Here is a 14,492-nt window from a genome sequence, read left to right as displayed (position 1 = left end):
GGGCGCGCGTCCCGTCCCGGGATGCGCGCCCTTCTCTGCGGTCGAGGCGATCAGCTCCCGGCCGGGGCCACCGCCGCGATGTGGCCGTCGGGGCGGATCAGGACGGCGTCCAGCCCGTCCCAGCCCTCCCTCGGCGCGGACGGCTCGCCCCGCACGACCCTGACCTGGGCCTTCGCCGGGACGTCCAGCTCCTTCGCGCCGCCCGCCGCCAGCTCCAGCACGACGTGCCCGCCGTCGCGGAACAGCTCGTAGAGGCGTCCGGCGTCCGGGGACTTCAGCTCCAGGTCCGGGACGCGCGTGCCGACCAGCGGGTGCGCGCCGGAGGCGGGCGCGTAGGAGTAGTCCAGCGCGGTGATCATCCCGGCGAGGTGGTCGTTGACCTGGGGCAGCTTCATCAGCGAGGAGAACAGCTCGCGGAGCCGCGCGCCGCCGAGCGTGAAGTCGAAGACCATCCGCGTCTGGGCCAGCGTGTTCGCGACGACCCGCTCGCCGATCGGGTGCCGCTCGTCGTGGTAGGTGTCCAGCAGTTCCTCGCCGGACTCGCCGCGCACGACCGCCGCGAGCTTCCAGCCGAGGTTCGTGGCGTCCTGGAGGCCGGTGTTCAGGCCCTGCCCGCCGAACGGCGAGTGGACGTGCGCGGCGTCGCCCGCCAGCAGCACCCGCCCGGCGCGGTACCGGTCGGCGACCCGCGCCTGGTTGCCGACCCGCGCGAGGCAGGTCGGGCTGTGCGCGCCGAAGTCGGACCCGGCGATGCGCCGCAGGATCGCGCGGACCTCCTCGATCTCGACCGGGTCGTCCTTGCCCGCGCGGCTGGACGGCTCGTCCGCGATCATGATGCGGTACTGGTCGGTGCCGGGGACCTGGCCGCCGAGGAACCAGCCGATCCGCTGCCCGTCCGCGCCCTCGAACGACTTGATGCCGAGCTTGCCGAGCCACTCGGGCGGGTCGTCCAGCCGCACGTCGGACAGGACGTAGGTCGCGGTCGAGTCGATGCCGGGGAAGGTGATCCCCGCCTGCTTGCGCACCAGGCTGCGGGCGCCGTCGCAGCCCACGACGTAGGCGGCCTCGATGACCTCGCCGTCCTCCATCGCGACCCGGACGGCGTCCGCGCCCTGCTCCACGGCCGTCACCGTCCGCTCGCGCTCCACGGTGACGCCGAGTTCGCCGAGCAGCTCCTCGGTGATCTGCTCCACGACGTCCTGCCGGATCGTGAGCCCGAACGCGTGCGCGGTGTCGAGCGGCGCGAGGTCGAGCAGCGGCATCAGACCGGCGAAGTTCACGTAGGGCCATTTGAGCGCGTGGCCGGTGTAGCGGTCCATGACGCCGCGCATGTCCAGCAGCTCGATCGTGCGGGGATGCAGGCCCCCGGCGCGGACGTAGGAGCTCGGCCGGGGCTCGCGTTCCACGATGCGCGGCCGGACGCCCGCCAGCGCCAGCTCCCGCGCCAGCCACAGCCCGACCGGGCCCGCCCCGACGATGAGCACGGGCGCCGGCCGCTGTCGTGATTCCATCTCCACCCTCCCGTGCCGCCTGGTGCGGCGGCGGCGTGACGTTCCGGCCGCTCCACGGCGGAGGCGGCCCCGGCCCATCGTCGGACCCGCCGCTAAAGCCGCCCTTACCGCCGCCCGGCCCGGCGCGCCCTGACCGGCGGCGGAACGGGAACAGAATTCACAATTACGAAAAGTAAATCCCCGATAACCACTCGGGGCGCCCGATCTGGGGTCTGTAGGGGCCGCGTAGGGGTTCGAAGGCGAGTTTAGGGTGTGCCAAAGTCTGATAAGGCACAACATGACACACCACGGGGGATCACATGCGCTTCGAAATGCTCGGCCCGGTACGCGTTATTGATCATGATGGGGCGTCCTCACTCACCGCGCGCAAGATCGAGATTCTTCTGGTGGTGCTGCTCGCGCGGGCGGACCAGGTGACGACGACCGGCCAGCTCATGACCGAGATCTGGGGCGAGAACCCGCCCCGCCGGGCGACGGCCTCCCTGCACGTGTACGTCTCCCAGCTCCGCAAGTTCCTCGACCGGCCCGGCCGCGAGACCGGCCCGATCATCACCCGTCCCCCCGGCTACCTGCTGCGGCTCGGCGACGACGAGCTGGACGTCCACGACTTCCAGCGGCTCGTCCAGCAGGGGCGGTGCGCCGTCCAGCAGGGCCGTCCGGAGGAGGCCGCCCCCGCCTTCGAGCGGGCGCTCGCGCTCTGGCGCGGCGCGACGCTCGGGGACCTGCGCGACGGCCCGATCATCTACTCCTACGTCACGTGGCTGGAGGAGCTCCGGCTGGAGTGCCTGGAGATGCTCATCGACGTCTACCTGTGGCTCGGCCGGCACCGGGAGATCATCGGGCGGCTCTACACGCTGACCGAGGAGCACCCGCTGCACGAGGCGTTCTACCGGCAGCTCATGCTGGCGCTCTACCGCGCCGACCGGCAGGCCGACGCGCTCGGCGCCTACCGCACCGCGCGCGAGCGCCTCAACCGGGAGCTGGGCCTGGAGCCGTGCCGCTCGCTGCGCGACCTGCACGAGTCCATCCTGCGCGGGGACGAGCGGCTCCTCGGCGCCCCCGAGCTGGCCCGCGCCGCCGTCTGACGGCCTGGGCCGCGCGACCGGGCCCCGCGGACCGAAACCCCTTACTCCGCGTGATCCCGGCCGTCACACGGGCGCGATACGGCGCCGGGCGGGACGGCGGTCCAGGAGGGCGAGCCGCCGGGCGAGCCCTCCTGGACCGGGGCCGGGACGATGCTCCGCAGGATCAGCTCCACCCAGCGGCGGCGGGCGGGCTCGGGCACCTCGGCGCCGGGCATCGTGCCGATGAGCAGGCCGATGTCCTCGGAGGTGACGTCGGGACGCAGCGCCCCGGCGGCGTGCGCCGCCGCGACCATCCGGCCGAGCGCCGCGTCGGCGTGCCGGCGGACGTTGTCGGGCGAGTAGGCCCCGATGCGGGTCGCCACGGCGCGCAGCGCGCGGTCGTCGGCCATGTCCACGGCAAGCCGGCGCAGCATCAACTCGATCTCCGCCAGCGCGCTGCCGCCGCCCTCGATGCGGGCCACCGCCTCCTCCAGGCCCGCGACCACCCCGGCCTCGATCTCGATCATGATCGCGTTGACCAGGGCGTTCTTGGTCGGGAAGTGCCGGTACAGGGTGCCGACCGCCACCCCCGCCGAGCGCGCGATCTCATCCATCCCGATCTGCGGGCCGTGCGCGGTGATCAGATCACGCGCCGACTGAAGGATCTTCGCCCGGTTCCGGGTGGCGTCGGCCCGAAGTCCCGGTGTTTTTTCCATGCGCGCCCGTCCTCGGTGGACTTATCATAAGATGAACCACGGTTCACACTACACCGTAGTGCAGCGCTGGAGTCGCCATGACCGCAGGTCCCGCCGGGTGCGCCGTTCGCGGCGAGGGTCCCGGGCCGGTCCCGCGTCCTCCCGTCGCGGCGCCGCGCGGGCCGGGCCCGCGGGGCCGCCCACCGTCCCCGACCACTTCAGGCCACGACCCGAACCCGGGAGTCCACCCATCCATACCAACGGTTAGAGTGAACAGAAAATGAACCGGCTCCCTTATTTGTTTGGCGTGCGCAACGGCCGACAATTGATCATCGCTCCCACGACCATTTCGCCCTAACACCTCTTCTGCCCCGCTGAATCGTGTCCCACCTGGTCGCAAGCCGGGTGTGCCCATGTGTCTTTCACCTGGAATTGACGAGGCCGACCTGTGACCTTGGCGGAACGCTACAGAGAATTGTCCAGTCTCGACGCACTGTTCAAGGAGTGCGCCACCGGCACGGTGCGGGTCGCGATCGTCGGCGGTCCGGTCGCGAGCGGGAAGACCGCGCTGCTGCACGCCCTCGCCGAGCGCGCGGTCGAGGCCGGCGCGCTGGTGCTGAGCGCGGCGGCGTCGCGCGCGGAGCAGACCCTCCCGCTCGGCGTGCTCGACCAACTGCTCCGCAACGTGGAGTCCGCGGACGGCGACGTCGACCGCGAGCTGTCCCCGCTCGACCACGCGCTCACCCGCGCGCTGTCCTCGCCCGACCTCGACGTCACCACGCACCTGGCCTCGCCCAGCGTCCGCGACCTGCTCGGCAGGCTGCACCAGCTCGCCGAGGACCGGCCCGTCCTGATCGCCGTCGACGACGTCGAGTACGCCGACGACCTGTCCCTGCGGTGCCTGCTCTACCTCGTCCGGCGGCTGCGCTCCGACCGCGTCATGGTGGTGTTCACCGAGCTGTTCGGCCCCCGGCGGCGGCATCCGATCCTGGAGACCGACGTCATGCGGCAGCCCTACTGCCGCTACATACGGCTGGAGCCGCTGTCGCCGTTCGCGGTGGGAACGCTCCTGACGCAGCGGACGAGCCGTCCGGGCGCGCAGCGCCTCGTCGGCGCCTTCCACCGCATCACCGGCGGCAACCCGCTGCTGGTGAAGGCCCTGCTGGAGGACTCGCTCGACCCCGCGCGCGGGATGAGCGCGCCGGCGCCGGGCGAGGCGTTCCAGGAGGCGGTCGTCCGCTGCCTCTACCGCTATGAGTCGCCCGAACTTGACGTGGCACGTGCCATCGCGATCCTGGGCGACGCCGCGTCCCCCGACCTGCTGGCGGCGACGCTCGGGCTGAGCCGCCATCCGGTCGCCGAGGCCACCGAGACGCTGACGCTCGCCGGGCTGCTCGACGGCACCCGGTTCCGGGACGGGGCGGCGCGGGTCGCCGTCCTGCAGAGCATCCCGCCGGGCGACCGGATGGCGCTGCACGCCTCGGCGGCGACGGCGCTGCACAACGCCGGGTTCCCCGCCTCCGCCGTCGCCGAGCACCTGCTGTGCGGGGTCGGCCCCCGCGAGCCGTGGGAGGTGGCGGTGCTGCGCGAGACCGCCGAGCAGGCCCTCGACAACGGCGACGGGGAGCGCGCGCTGGTGCTGCTCAAGCGGGCGCAGCGGCACAGCGCCGACGAGCGCGAGCGCGCGGTCGCGCTGTCGCTGATCGCGCGCGCCGAGTGGCTGCTGGACCCCTCCAGCGTCGAACGGCTCCTGCCCGAGCTCGGCACCGCCGTGCGGCGGGGGCTGCTCACCGGCCGGCACGGCGCCCGCGCCATCGACTACCTGCTGTGGCACGGCCGCCCGCAGGACGCGGCGGAGCTGCTCGGCGAGCTGCGGCACCACGACGAGCGGACCGCCGGCCAGGCGCTGAACCGCCTGCGGGCCCTCTACCCCGACACCAGGCCCCCGGCGTGGGGCGAGGCGGCCCCGGGCCGCGCGGCGCTCGCCCCGCAGCTGTCGGCGGTGCACACCCTCTCCGACGACGTCGACGTGCTGATGACCGGCGCCGAGCAGGTGCTCCAGAGCGCGCGGCTGGACGACTCCGCGCTGATCCCCGTCATCGCCGCGCTCGCCGCGCTGATCTACGGCGGCTCGCTCGACAAGGCGGAGTTCTGGCGCGAGTCCCTCGCCGCCGAGGCGGGGGTGCGCCGCACCCCCGTGTGGGAGGCGATGCTCGCGGGCCTCGGCGCGATGACCGAGCTGCGGCGCGGCGACCTGCGCGCCGCGCACCGGCAGGCGTCCCGGGCGCTGACGGTCATGCCCGCCAGGAGCTGGGGCGTCGGGATCGGGCTGCCGCTGGCGAGCATGGTGGCGGCCACCGTCGGGCTCGGCAACCTGGACCGCGCCGAGGCGTGGCTCGACACCTCCGTCCCCGAGGCGATGTTCCAGACCCGCGCGGGCCTGCACTACCTGGAGGCGCGCGGCTGGTTCCACATGTCCACCGGACGGCTGCACGCCGCGCTCGGCGACTTCCAGGTGTGCGGCGAGCTGATGGGCCGGTGGGGGCTGGACATCCCGGCGGTCGTGCCGTGGCGCTCCTCGGCCGCCTACGCCTACGCCGAGCTGGGCCGCCGGGACGAGGGCCGGGCGCTGGCCGAGGAGCAGCTCGCCGTGATCCCGTCCTGGGACCACCGGACGCGCGGGATCACGCTGCGCGCCCTCGCCAGGACCAGCGACATGCGGGGCCGCCGCGCGCTGCTGTTCGAGGCCGTCGAGGTGCTCCAGCGCTCCTACGACCGGCTGGAGCTGGCCCGCGCGCTCACCGACCTCAGCCGCGTCCAGCACGGCCTGGGCGAGCCCGGCACCGCCCGCCGGACGGCGCGCCGCGCCGACCGGCTCGCCGAGGCGTCGGGCGCGCAGTGGCGGGGCCGCCCGCCGTTCGCGCTCGCCCCGGCGGCGCGCGCGGCCACCGAGGGACGCGCGGTGGCCGAGGGGCGTGCGGAGGCCGGGTCGGGCGCCGGTTCCAGGGGCGGCCCCGAGGGCGTCCCCGCCGCGGTGGCCGGGCCCGGCGTCGACGACCTCAGCAACGCCGAGCTGCGGGTCGCCGCGCTCGCCGCCGACGGCTACACCAACCGGCAGATCGCGGCGAAGCTGTTCATCACGGTCAGCACCGTCGAGCAGCACCTGACCCGCGTCTACCGCAAGCTGCGTCTGAGCCGCCGGTCGGACCTGCCGTCCGCGATCCCGCCCGAGGCGAGCCTCGCCCTCTCCGAGCGGTACGGCTCCTGACCCTCACCGCCGACCTGCCCCTCACCACCGAAGTGCGTCGCAAGGGAGTGGCCCCGCCGTCCGCCCCACGGGGGACGGACGGACGGCGGGGCCCGGGGAGGGGAGTCGGGGTCAGCCGGCGGGGGCGGCGACGTCCGGCTCCGAGCGTCGGCCGGCCGGCGGGTCGCGGCGCTCGGCCAGCCGCTCGCCGTCGACGTCGACGGCGGGCAGGATCCGCTCCAGCCAGCCGGGCAGCCACCAGGCGGCCCGTCCGAACAGCGACATCACCACCGGCACGATCGTCATGCGCACGACCAGCGCGTCGGCGAGGACGCCGAAGGCCAGCGCGAAGCCGATCGACCGGCTGAGCTGCTCGGTGGAGAACAGGAACCCGGCGAACACGCTGATCATGATGATCGCGGCGGCGGTGACCACCCGGGCGTTGTGCCGGAACGCGGTCGCGACGGCCTCGTCGGGGGCGGTGCCGTGGACGTGCTCCTCCCGCATCCGCGCGACGATGAACACCTCGTAGTCCATCGCGAGGCCGAACAGGATGCCGATCAGCGCGATCGGCAGCAGGCTGGCGGTCGGGCCCGTCGCGTCCAGGCCGAACACCGACGACAGCCAGCCCCACTGGAACACCGCGACGACCGCGCCGAACGTCGCCGCGACGCTGAGCAGGAAGCCGAGCGCGGCCTTCACCGGGACGATCAGCGACCGGAACACCAGCATCAGCAGCAGGAACGTCAGCCCCACGACGACGCCGAGGTAGGGCAGCAGCGCGTCGTTGAGCTTCTTGGAGAAGTCGATGTTGACGGCGGTCAGCCCGGTCACGGCGATCGAGGCGCCGGTCGCCGCGCGCACTTCGCCGCGCCGGTCGCGGATCCGGTGGACGAGGTCGGTCGTGGCCTGCTCGGTCGCCCCGGTCTTCGGGAACACCGTCAGCAGCGCGATGCCGCCGTCGCGGTTCGGGGTCGGCGGGGTGACGGCGGCGACGCCGTCCATGCGGCCGATGGTCGCGGCGACCTGGCCCGCCGCCGCGGCGCCGCCGCCGCGTCCGCCGTCCACGACGACGACCAGGGGGCCGTTGAAGCCGGGGCCGAAGCCCTCGCTGACCAGCTCGAACGCCTTGCGCTGGGTGGAGTCGGCGGGCAGCATCGAGTCGTCGGGCAGGCCGAGCCGCAGGTCGGCGGCCGGGATCGCGGCGATGCCGAGGCCCACCAGCGCCACCAGCAGGACGGGGATCCGCCGCCGGATGACGAACCGCGCCCACCGCTCCCCGTGCGGGACCGCCCCGGGCTTGACCCGCCCGCGCCTGGCCGCCGCGATGCGGCGCGCGGCGAAGCCGAGCAGCGCCGGGAGCAGGGTCAGCGCGAGCAGCACCGCGACGGCGACGGTCCCGGCGGCGGCGAGGCCCATCGCGGTCAGCACCGGGATGCCGACGACCGACAGCCCGGCCAGCGCGATCATGACGGTGAGCCCGGCGAACACGACCGCGGACCCGGCGGTGCCGACCGCGAGCGCCGCCGCCTCCTCGGGCGGGCGCTCGGCCACCTCGTGCCGGAACCGCGACACGATCAGCAGCGTGTAGTCGATGCCGACCGCGAGGCCGAGCATCAGCGCCAGCACGCCGGTGTTGACGTTCAGGTCGGTCATGCCGGAGGCGATCGCGACGCCGCTCATCCCGATGCCGACGCCGAGGATCGCCATCACCAGCGGCAGCCCGGCGGCGATCATCGAGCCGAGCGTGACCACCAGCACCACGGCCGCGACCAGCACGCCGATCAGCTCGAACACGCCGGTGACGGGCTTCTCGGTGACGGCGTCGCCGCCGAACTCGACGGTCAGCCCGGCGGCGCGGCCGGGCGCGGCGGCGTCCTTGAGCGCCTCCTGCTCCTCCTTCTCCAGGTCCGCGGCGGGGACGTCGTAGGTCGCCTGCCCGTAGCCGAACCTGCCGTCGCGCGACAGCGCCTTCGCCTGGAACGGGTCGAGGACCGCGCTCACCCTCGGCGCCTTGCGCATCCCCTGGACCACCTTCTCGACCGCGGCCTGGTTCGGCCCGTCGGAAAGGCGCTGCCCGGGGGGCGCGACGAACACGACCCGGGCCGAGGCGTTGCCGACCCTCGCCTCGGGGAAGCGCTCGTTCAGCCGGTCGAGGGTCTGCTGCGCCTCGGTGCCGGGGATCGTCACGGTGTTGGACGTCTCGCCCGCGAGCGTGGCCGCCCCGGCGATCGTCAGCACCACGAGCAGCGCCCAGAGCCCGCAGACCAGGCGGCGGCGCCGGAAGCAGAAGGCGCCAACCCGGTAGAGGATCGCAGCCACGTGAGGTCACCCTTCCATAAGTCGAACCATGGTTCACCATAATAATGAACCATGGTTCATCTTATTTCCAGCGATTCGGGGCACCGGTCGCCGCCGAGTGTCCGCTTCGCCGGTTAGGTCGCGCTTTAGCGGCGCTCTCGACACTGCGTCCATGACGAGACTCACCACGGTGCCGCCCGGCGAGCGGCGTCCCGCGGGCGGGCGCGACCCCTACCTGCGGCTCAACCGGCTGCTGGACACCGGTTCCCTGCGCCGCGTCCACCCCGAGGACGACCTGTCGGCCGTCGCCGTGCGGGGCCGCGTCGCGGGCGCTGAGGTCATCGCGTTCTGCGCGGGCGGCGAGATCGGGATGGGCGAGTGCCTGCGGATCGCCCACGCGACCGACCTCGCCGCCGCCGAGGACCGTCCCGTCATCGGCGTCTGGCACCCCGGCGGCACCCGGCTGGACGACGGCGTCGAGGCGCTGGACGGCGCGGGCCGCGTGTTCGCGGCGATGGTGCGGGCCTCGGGGAAGGTCCCGCAGATCTCCGTCGTCCTCGGGCCCGCCGCGCACGGCGCCGCCTACGGCCCCGCGCTCACCGACCTGGTGATCGTGGCGCCGGACGGGCGCGGCCCGCTCATCGACCCGACCGGCTTCGGCGCGGAGCCGCAGGCGCGCCACACGGGCGTCGTCCACATGGTGGCGGGCTCGCGGGACGAGGCGCTCGACGAGGCCAGGCGGCTGATCGCGCTGCTGACCCGACCGGGGAGGTTCGATCCCGCGCCGCCGGCGGGCCTGCCGCCCGACGCCGCGCCCGACCCGCGCGCGCTGCTGCGCGCCCTGCTCGACGGCGGCGAGCTCACCGAGATGCAGCGCCACCGGGCCCCGGGCGTCGTGATCGGCCTCGGCCGGCTCGCGGGCGGGACGATCGGCGTCGTCGCGGGCGACCCCCGGCGCGAGGGCGGCACGCTCGACGGGGTCGGCGCGGAGAAGGTGGCGCGCTTCGTCCGGATGTGCGACTCCCTCGGGATCCCGCTGGTCGTCGTCTTCGACGCGCCCGGCGAGCTGCCCAGTGCCCGGGAGGAGTGGGACGGCGTCATGCTGCGCGGCGCCAAGCTGCTGTACGCGTTCGCGGAGGCCGTCGTCCCGCGCGTCACGCTGATCACCGGGCGCTCCGCCGACGCGATGTGCGTCGCGCTGAACTCCCGCTCGCTGGGCGCGACGAAGGTGTTCGCCTGGCCGGACGCGGACGTCGCGGCGATGGGCGACGCCCGGTACGGCGTCGTCGACGAGGTCGTCACCCCCGGCCGCACCCGGGAGAAGATCGCCGCCGCCCTCACCGCCGGGGTCCGCCGCCGCGGCCGGCACGGCAACATCCCGCTCTGACCCGCGCCTCAGGAAGGCACCCCTCCGATGCGTAATCCCCCACGGCGAACCTCTTCCCGTACCGCGCTGCTCCTGCTGGCGGGCTTCATGTTCGTCAACGTCGCCGACAAGAGCGTGCTCGGCCTCACCGCCGACCCGATCATGGAGGAGTTCGACCTCACCGCGACCGGCTTCGGCGCGCTCGCCTCGGCGTTCTACCTGCTGTTCAGCGTGTCCGCGCTGCTGGTGGGGATGCTCGGCGACCGGTTCCCCGCGCGGACGCTGCTCGCCGCGCTCGGCCTGGTGTGGGCGGCGGCGCAGCTGCCGGTGCTGATCCCGGCCGCCGGATACGCCGTCCTGCTCGGCACCCGCGTCGTGCTGGGCGCGGGCGAGGGGCCCGGCTTCCCGCTCGCCAACCACACCGCGTTCAGCTGGTATCCCGAGGGGCGGCGCGCGCTGCCCGCCGCCGCGATCACCGTCGGCGGGGCGCTCGGCGCGGTCGTCGGCGGCCCGCTGGTCATCGCGGTGGACGGGCTGTTCGGCTGGCGCGCGGCGTTCGGCGCGCTCGGCGTCATGGGCCTCGGCTGGGTGCTGGTGTGGCTGCGCTACGGCGGCACCGGTCCCTACGCCCCCTCGCCCGCCGCCGCGAAGCCGGTCGAGGCGTCCGGCGGGCCGGTGCCGCGGCGGCGCGTCCTCCTCACCGGCACGTGGCTCGGCGGGACGTTCACGACGTTCACCGCCATGTGGGCGCTCGCCGTCGGGCTCGCGTGGATGCCGCTGTTCCTGGAGGAGGACACGGGCCTCACCGACGCGCAGATCGGCGCGACCGTCGGGCTGCCCAGCGTGCTGACCGTGGTGCTGGGGCCGCTGCTCGGCATCGCGGCGCAGCGGCTGCTCGGGCGCGGCGCGTCCACCCGGATCGCCTACGGCGCGGTCGGCGGCGCCGTCGGCCTCGCCGCCGGGCTGTGCATGTTCGGTATGACAAGGACGGGCGGCGTCCCGCTGCTGCTGCTCCTGATGGCGGTCGCGTTCTGCGGGAACGCGCAGGTTCCGCTGGTCAACGCGGCGATCGCCGACGGCTGCCCGGCGCGGCTGCGCGGCGCGGCGCTCGGCCTGTCCTACGCGGTCGCCGCGCTCGCGAGCGTGCTCGGGCCGTTCACCACCGGACGGATCATCGACGCGGCGGCGAGCCGCCCGGACGGGTTCCGGCACGCCTTCGACGTCGCCGCCGGGCTGCTCGCGGCCGGCGCGGTCGTCTCGGTGCTCACGATCCGGCCGGGGCGCGACGCCGCCCGGACGCGCCGCGCCGGCGCCGCGTCCCTCCCCCGGTTGGAGGCGCGGCCGGAGGGACGGCCGTGACGGTGCGGCTTTGTGACCGCTTTAGCGGGTATTGCGAGCCTGCGGCCATGGACACTGCGAGGAAATCCTCCGGCCGACCCGGCAGCGTCTGCGCGGTGCTTGAGGGCGGGCCCGCCGACCTGCCCGCCGAGCTGCGCGTGCTCCGCACCCCACCCGAGGGCGCCACCGTCAAGATCCCGCACCGGGGCGCCTACCAGCACTTCGAGCGGGCCGACGGCCCGGACGGCGGCGCGTCCGCCGACGGCGTCCCCGTCTACCACTGGACGACGCGAACGAAGATCGCCGAATGAGCGCGCCGCAGACCACCGCCGACCTGTGGGTCCGCCGCTACCGCCGCGTCACCGACGCCGCGCTGCGCCTGGTGTGCTTCCCGCACGCGGGCGGCTCCGCGAGCTTCTTCTTCCCCGTCGCGACCGCGCTGGCGGACCGGGGCGTCGAGGTGCTGGCCGTCCAGTACCCCGGGCGCCAGGACCGCCGCCACGAGAAGCCGGTCACCGACCTGCACCGGCTCGCCGACGCGGTCGCCGAGGCCCTGCCCGCCGCGCTGCCCGGCTGGGACGGCGCGCCGACCGCGTTCTTCGGGCACAGCATGGGCGCCGCGCTGGCGTTCGAGGTCGCCCGCCGGATGGAGCGCCCGCCCGTCAAGCTCGTGGCCTCGGGGCGCCGCGCGCCCTCGCGCCGCCGCGCCGAGTCGGTGCACCTGCGCGACGACGCGGGCGTCGTCGCGGAGCTGCGCGCGCTGGGCGGCACCGAGGCGAGCCTGCTGGAGGACGCCGAGCTGCTCGCGATGCTGCTGCCGGCCGTCCGCGGCGACTACGCCGCGATCGAGACCTACGCCTGCGCGCCGGGCGCGGCGATCGACACGCCGATCACCGTGTTCGTCGGCGACGACGACCCGCACGTCACGCTGGACGAGGCGCGGGCCTGGCGGGAGCACACCACCGGCGGGTTCGACATGCACGTCTTCGAGGGCGGCCACTTCTACCTGACGCGGTCGCCCGCCGAGACGATCGAACGGCTCGCGACCACGATCGATATGCGAACCAGTATCAGCTGAAAACCAATATCAATATTGGACATCATCGCCGGGGGTCTGGTCTTCTTCCGGCATGCGAACTCCACCTTCCCGGTTCCGGGTCCGGCTCGCCGCCGGGGCCGCGGCGGTCCTGCTCACCGGCGTGACCGCCTGCGGCGCCGGCGGCGGCTCCACCTCCGCCGCGCCCCGCGGCGACACCGCACCGCTGGCCGCGCCCGCACGTCCCGCGCTCTCCCAGGGCGCCGTCGCCAAGCGGCTGAACGAGCTGGAGCGGACCCACCGGGCGCGGATCGGCGCGTGGGCGCTCGACACCGGCACCGGCCGGGTCCGCACCCACCGCGCGGACGAGCGGTTCCCGTTCCTGTCGACGTTCAAGGCGATCGCGTGCGGCGCGGTCCTGCGGAAGGCGCGCCGGTCCGACCCCGGGCTGCTGGACCGTGTGATCCGCTACACCGAGGACGACCTCGTCCCGAACTCGCCCGTCACCGAGAAGCACGTCGCCACCGGGATGAGCGTCGCGGACCTGTGCCACGCGGCCATCACCGTCAGCGACAACACCGCCGGGAACCTCGTCCTGCGGCAGATCGGCGGGCCCGCCGGGCACACCGCCTTCTTCCGCTCGCTCGGCGACCGGGTCAGCCGCCACGACCGCTGGGAGACCGACCTCAACCTGTGGAGCCCCGGCGAGCGGCGCGACACCGTCACGCCCCGCGCCTGGGGACGCGACCTGCGCGAGCTGACGCTCGGCCGGGCGCTCGTCCCCGCCGACCGGGCCCGGCTGATCGGCTGGATGAAGGCCGCCGAGACCGGCGGCGCCCGCATCCGCGCCGGGCTGCCCCCGGGCTGGACGGTCGGCGACAAGACCGGCACCGGCGGCACCTACGGCACGGCCAACGACATCGCCATCGCCTACCCGCCGTCCGGCGGCGCCCCGCTGATCATCGTGATCACCACCAACCGGCGGGCATCGGGCGGTTCGGCGGATGAGAAGGCGATCGCCGAGACCGCCGCGATCCTGGCGGAGGGCCTCGGCGCCCGTCCCGTCTCGCGTCCCGCATAGTGAGATCTCACCGGCGGTGAGGTTCCGCCGGCCGTCCAGAAGGGGTACGAAGGGACGGAACCCGGAGGCCGGCTGTCGCGGCCCGCGTGATCGAGGGGGTCACGCGGGCCGACCGGCCGACCCGCCCGAGCCGGGCGCGGACGACCGGGCAATATCATCGCCGACATGGCACTTCGGGTCGTTCTGGCCGACGACAGCTACCTCGTCCGGGAGGGCGTCGCCGCGCTGCTCGCGCGCGCCGGGGGCGTCGAGGTCGCCGCGACCGCCGACGACCTGCCGGACCTGCTGGCGGCCGTCGCCGAGCACCGCCCGGACGCCGTCCTCACCGACATCCGGATGCCGCCGACGGGCACCGACGAGGGGATCCGCGCGGCGCGGACCATCCGCCGCGACCACCCGGACGTCGGCGTCGTCGTGCTCTCGCAGTTCGCGGAGCCCGACCTCGCCTACGACCTGCTGGGCGAGAGCGCGGAGGGCCTCGGCTACCTGCTCAAGTCGCGGATCGGGGACGTCGAGCAGATCGTCCGCGCGCTGGAGGACACGGCGCGCGGCGGCTCGGCGCTCGACCCGGAGATCGTCGCCGCGCTGCTGGCCGGGCGGCGCCGCGCGCCCGGCTCGCCGCTCGGGGCGCTGTCGCCGCGCGAGCGGGAGGTCCTCGCGCTGATGGCGGAGGGCAAGAACAACGCGCGGATCGCGGCCGACCTGACCGTGTCGGTGCGCGCCGTGGAGAAGCACATCAACGCCGTGTTCGGCAAGCTCGGCATCACCGAGGAGCCGGTGGTGCACCGGCGGGTGAAGGCGGTCCTGCAGTTCCTGGACGACGAGGGCCTGCTCGCGTCCGGCTGAGCCCCTC

11 protein-coding genes are annotated in these 14,492 nt (G+C 74.5%); 8 read left to right on the top strand and 3 right to left on the bottom strand.

Going from position 1 to position 14,492, the window contains the following annotated elements:
* Positions 1–50: 50 nt before the first annotated feature.
* Entirely contained in the window at positions 51–1,511 is a 1,461-nt protein-coding gene (locus GNZ18_RS09120) for an FAD-dependent monooxygenase (RefSeq protein WP_173390699.1), read from the bottom strand.
* Between the two features lie 299 nt (positions 1,512–1,810).
* Between GNZ18_RS09120 and GNZ18_RS09115 the strand changes: the two genes are divergently transcribed.
* The gene (locus GNZ18_RS09115) at positions 1,811–2,596 is read left to right on the top strand and encodes an AfsR/SARP family transcriptional regulator (protein WP_156215818.1); all 786 of its coding nucleotides are present in this window, start codon (positions 1,811–1,813) and stop codon (positions 2,594–2,596) included.
* A 41-nt stretch (positions 2,597–2,637) separates the two neighbouring features.
* Here the strand turns inward: GNZ18_RS09115 and GNZ18_RS09110 are convergent, their stop codons facing one another.
* A complete protein-coding gene (locus GNZ18_RS09110) occupies positions 2,638–3,291 on the bottom strand; it encodes a TetR/AcrR family transcriptional regulator (protein WP_156215817.1) in 654 nt (217 codons plus the stop codon).
* 427 nt (positions 3,292–3,718) lie between these two features.
* On the opposite strand from GNZ18_RS09110, the gene GNZ18_RS09105 reads away from it, so the two are divergent.
* Complete coding sequence (locus GNZ18_RS09105; protein WP_156215816.1) at positions 3,719–6,538, top strand: helix-turn-helix transcriptional regulator; 2,820 nt, start codon at positions 3,719–3,721, stop codon at positions 6,536–6,538.
* A gap of 111 nt (positions 6,539–6,649) precedes the next feature.
* On the opposite strand, the gene GNZ18_RS09100 is transcribed toward GNZ18_RS09105, so the two are convergent.
* The gene (locus GNZ18_RS09100; protein ID WP_312874398.1) at positions 6,650–8,839 is read right to left on the bottom strand and encodes an MMPL family transporter; all 2,190 of its coding nucleotides are present in this window, start codon (positions 8,837–8,839) and stop codon (positions 6,650–6,652) included.
* Between the two features lie 151 nt (positions 8,840–8,990).
* Here GNZ18_RS09100 and GNZ18_RS09095 point away from each other — a divergent pair, with 151 nt between their 5' ends.
* From GNZ18_RS09095 to GNZ18_RS09070, 6 genes are all read left to right on the top strand, one after another.
* Positions 8,991–10,205: a carboxyl transferase domain-containing protein gene (locus GNZ18_RS09095; protein WP_156215815.1), complete on the top strand. Its 1,215-nt coding sequence runs from the start codon at positions 8,991–8,993 to the stop codon at positions 10,203–10,205.
* Between the two features lie 27 nt (positions 10,206–10,232).
* Complete coding sequence (locus GNZ18_RS09090) at positions 10,233–11,543, top strand: MFS transporter (protein WP_156215814.1); 1,311 nt, start codon at positions 10,233–10,235, stop codon at positions 11,541–11,543.
* A gap of 47 nt (positions 11,544–11,590) precedes the next feature.
* Entirely contained in the window at positions 11,591–11,833 is a 243-nt protein-coding gene (locus GNZ18_RS09085) for a DUF5988 family protein (RefSeq protein ID WP_156215813.1), read from the top strand.
* Positions 11,830–12,600 (top strand): thioesterase II family protein, encoded by a 771-nt coding sequence (locus GNZ18_RS09080; RefSeq protein WP_156215812.1) that lies wholly within the window; start codon positions 11,830–11,832, stop codon positions 12,598–12,600. The genes GNZ18_RS09085 and GNZ18_RS09080 overlap by 4 nt, the downstream gene beginning before the upstream one ends.
* A gap of 52 nt (positions 12,601–12,652) precedes the next feature.
* Positions 12,653–13,639, top strand: a complete 987-nt coding sequence (bla, locus tag GNZ18_RS09075) for a class A beta-lactamase (protein ID WP_156215811.1) — start codon at positions 12,653–12,655, stop codon at positions 13,637–13,639.
* 165 nt (positions 13,640–13,804) lie between these two features.
* Entirely contained in the window at positions 13,805–14,485 is a 681-nt protein-coding gene (locus GNZ18_RS09070) for a response regulator transcription factor (protein ID WP_156215810.1), read from the top strand.
* Positions 14,486–14,492 lie beyond the last annotated feature (7 nt).

The organism is Actinomadura litoris (assembly GCF_009733595.1).
In the GTDB taxonomy this organism is placed as follows: domain Bacteria; phylum Actinomycetota; class Actinomycetes; order Streptosporangiales; family Streptosporangiaceae; genus Spirillospora; species Spirillospora litoris.
The sequence above is the reverse complement of the archived record's forward strand: the minus strand, read 5'-3'. Positions and strand labels throughout refer to the sequence as shown.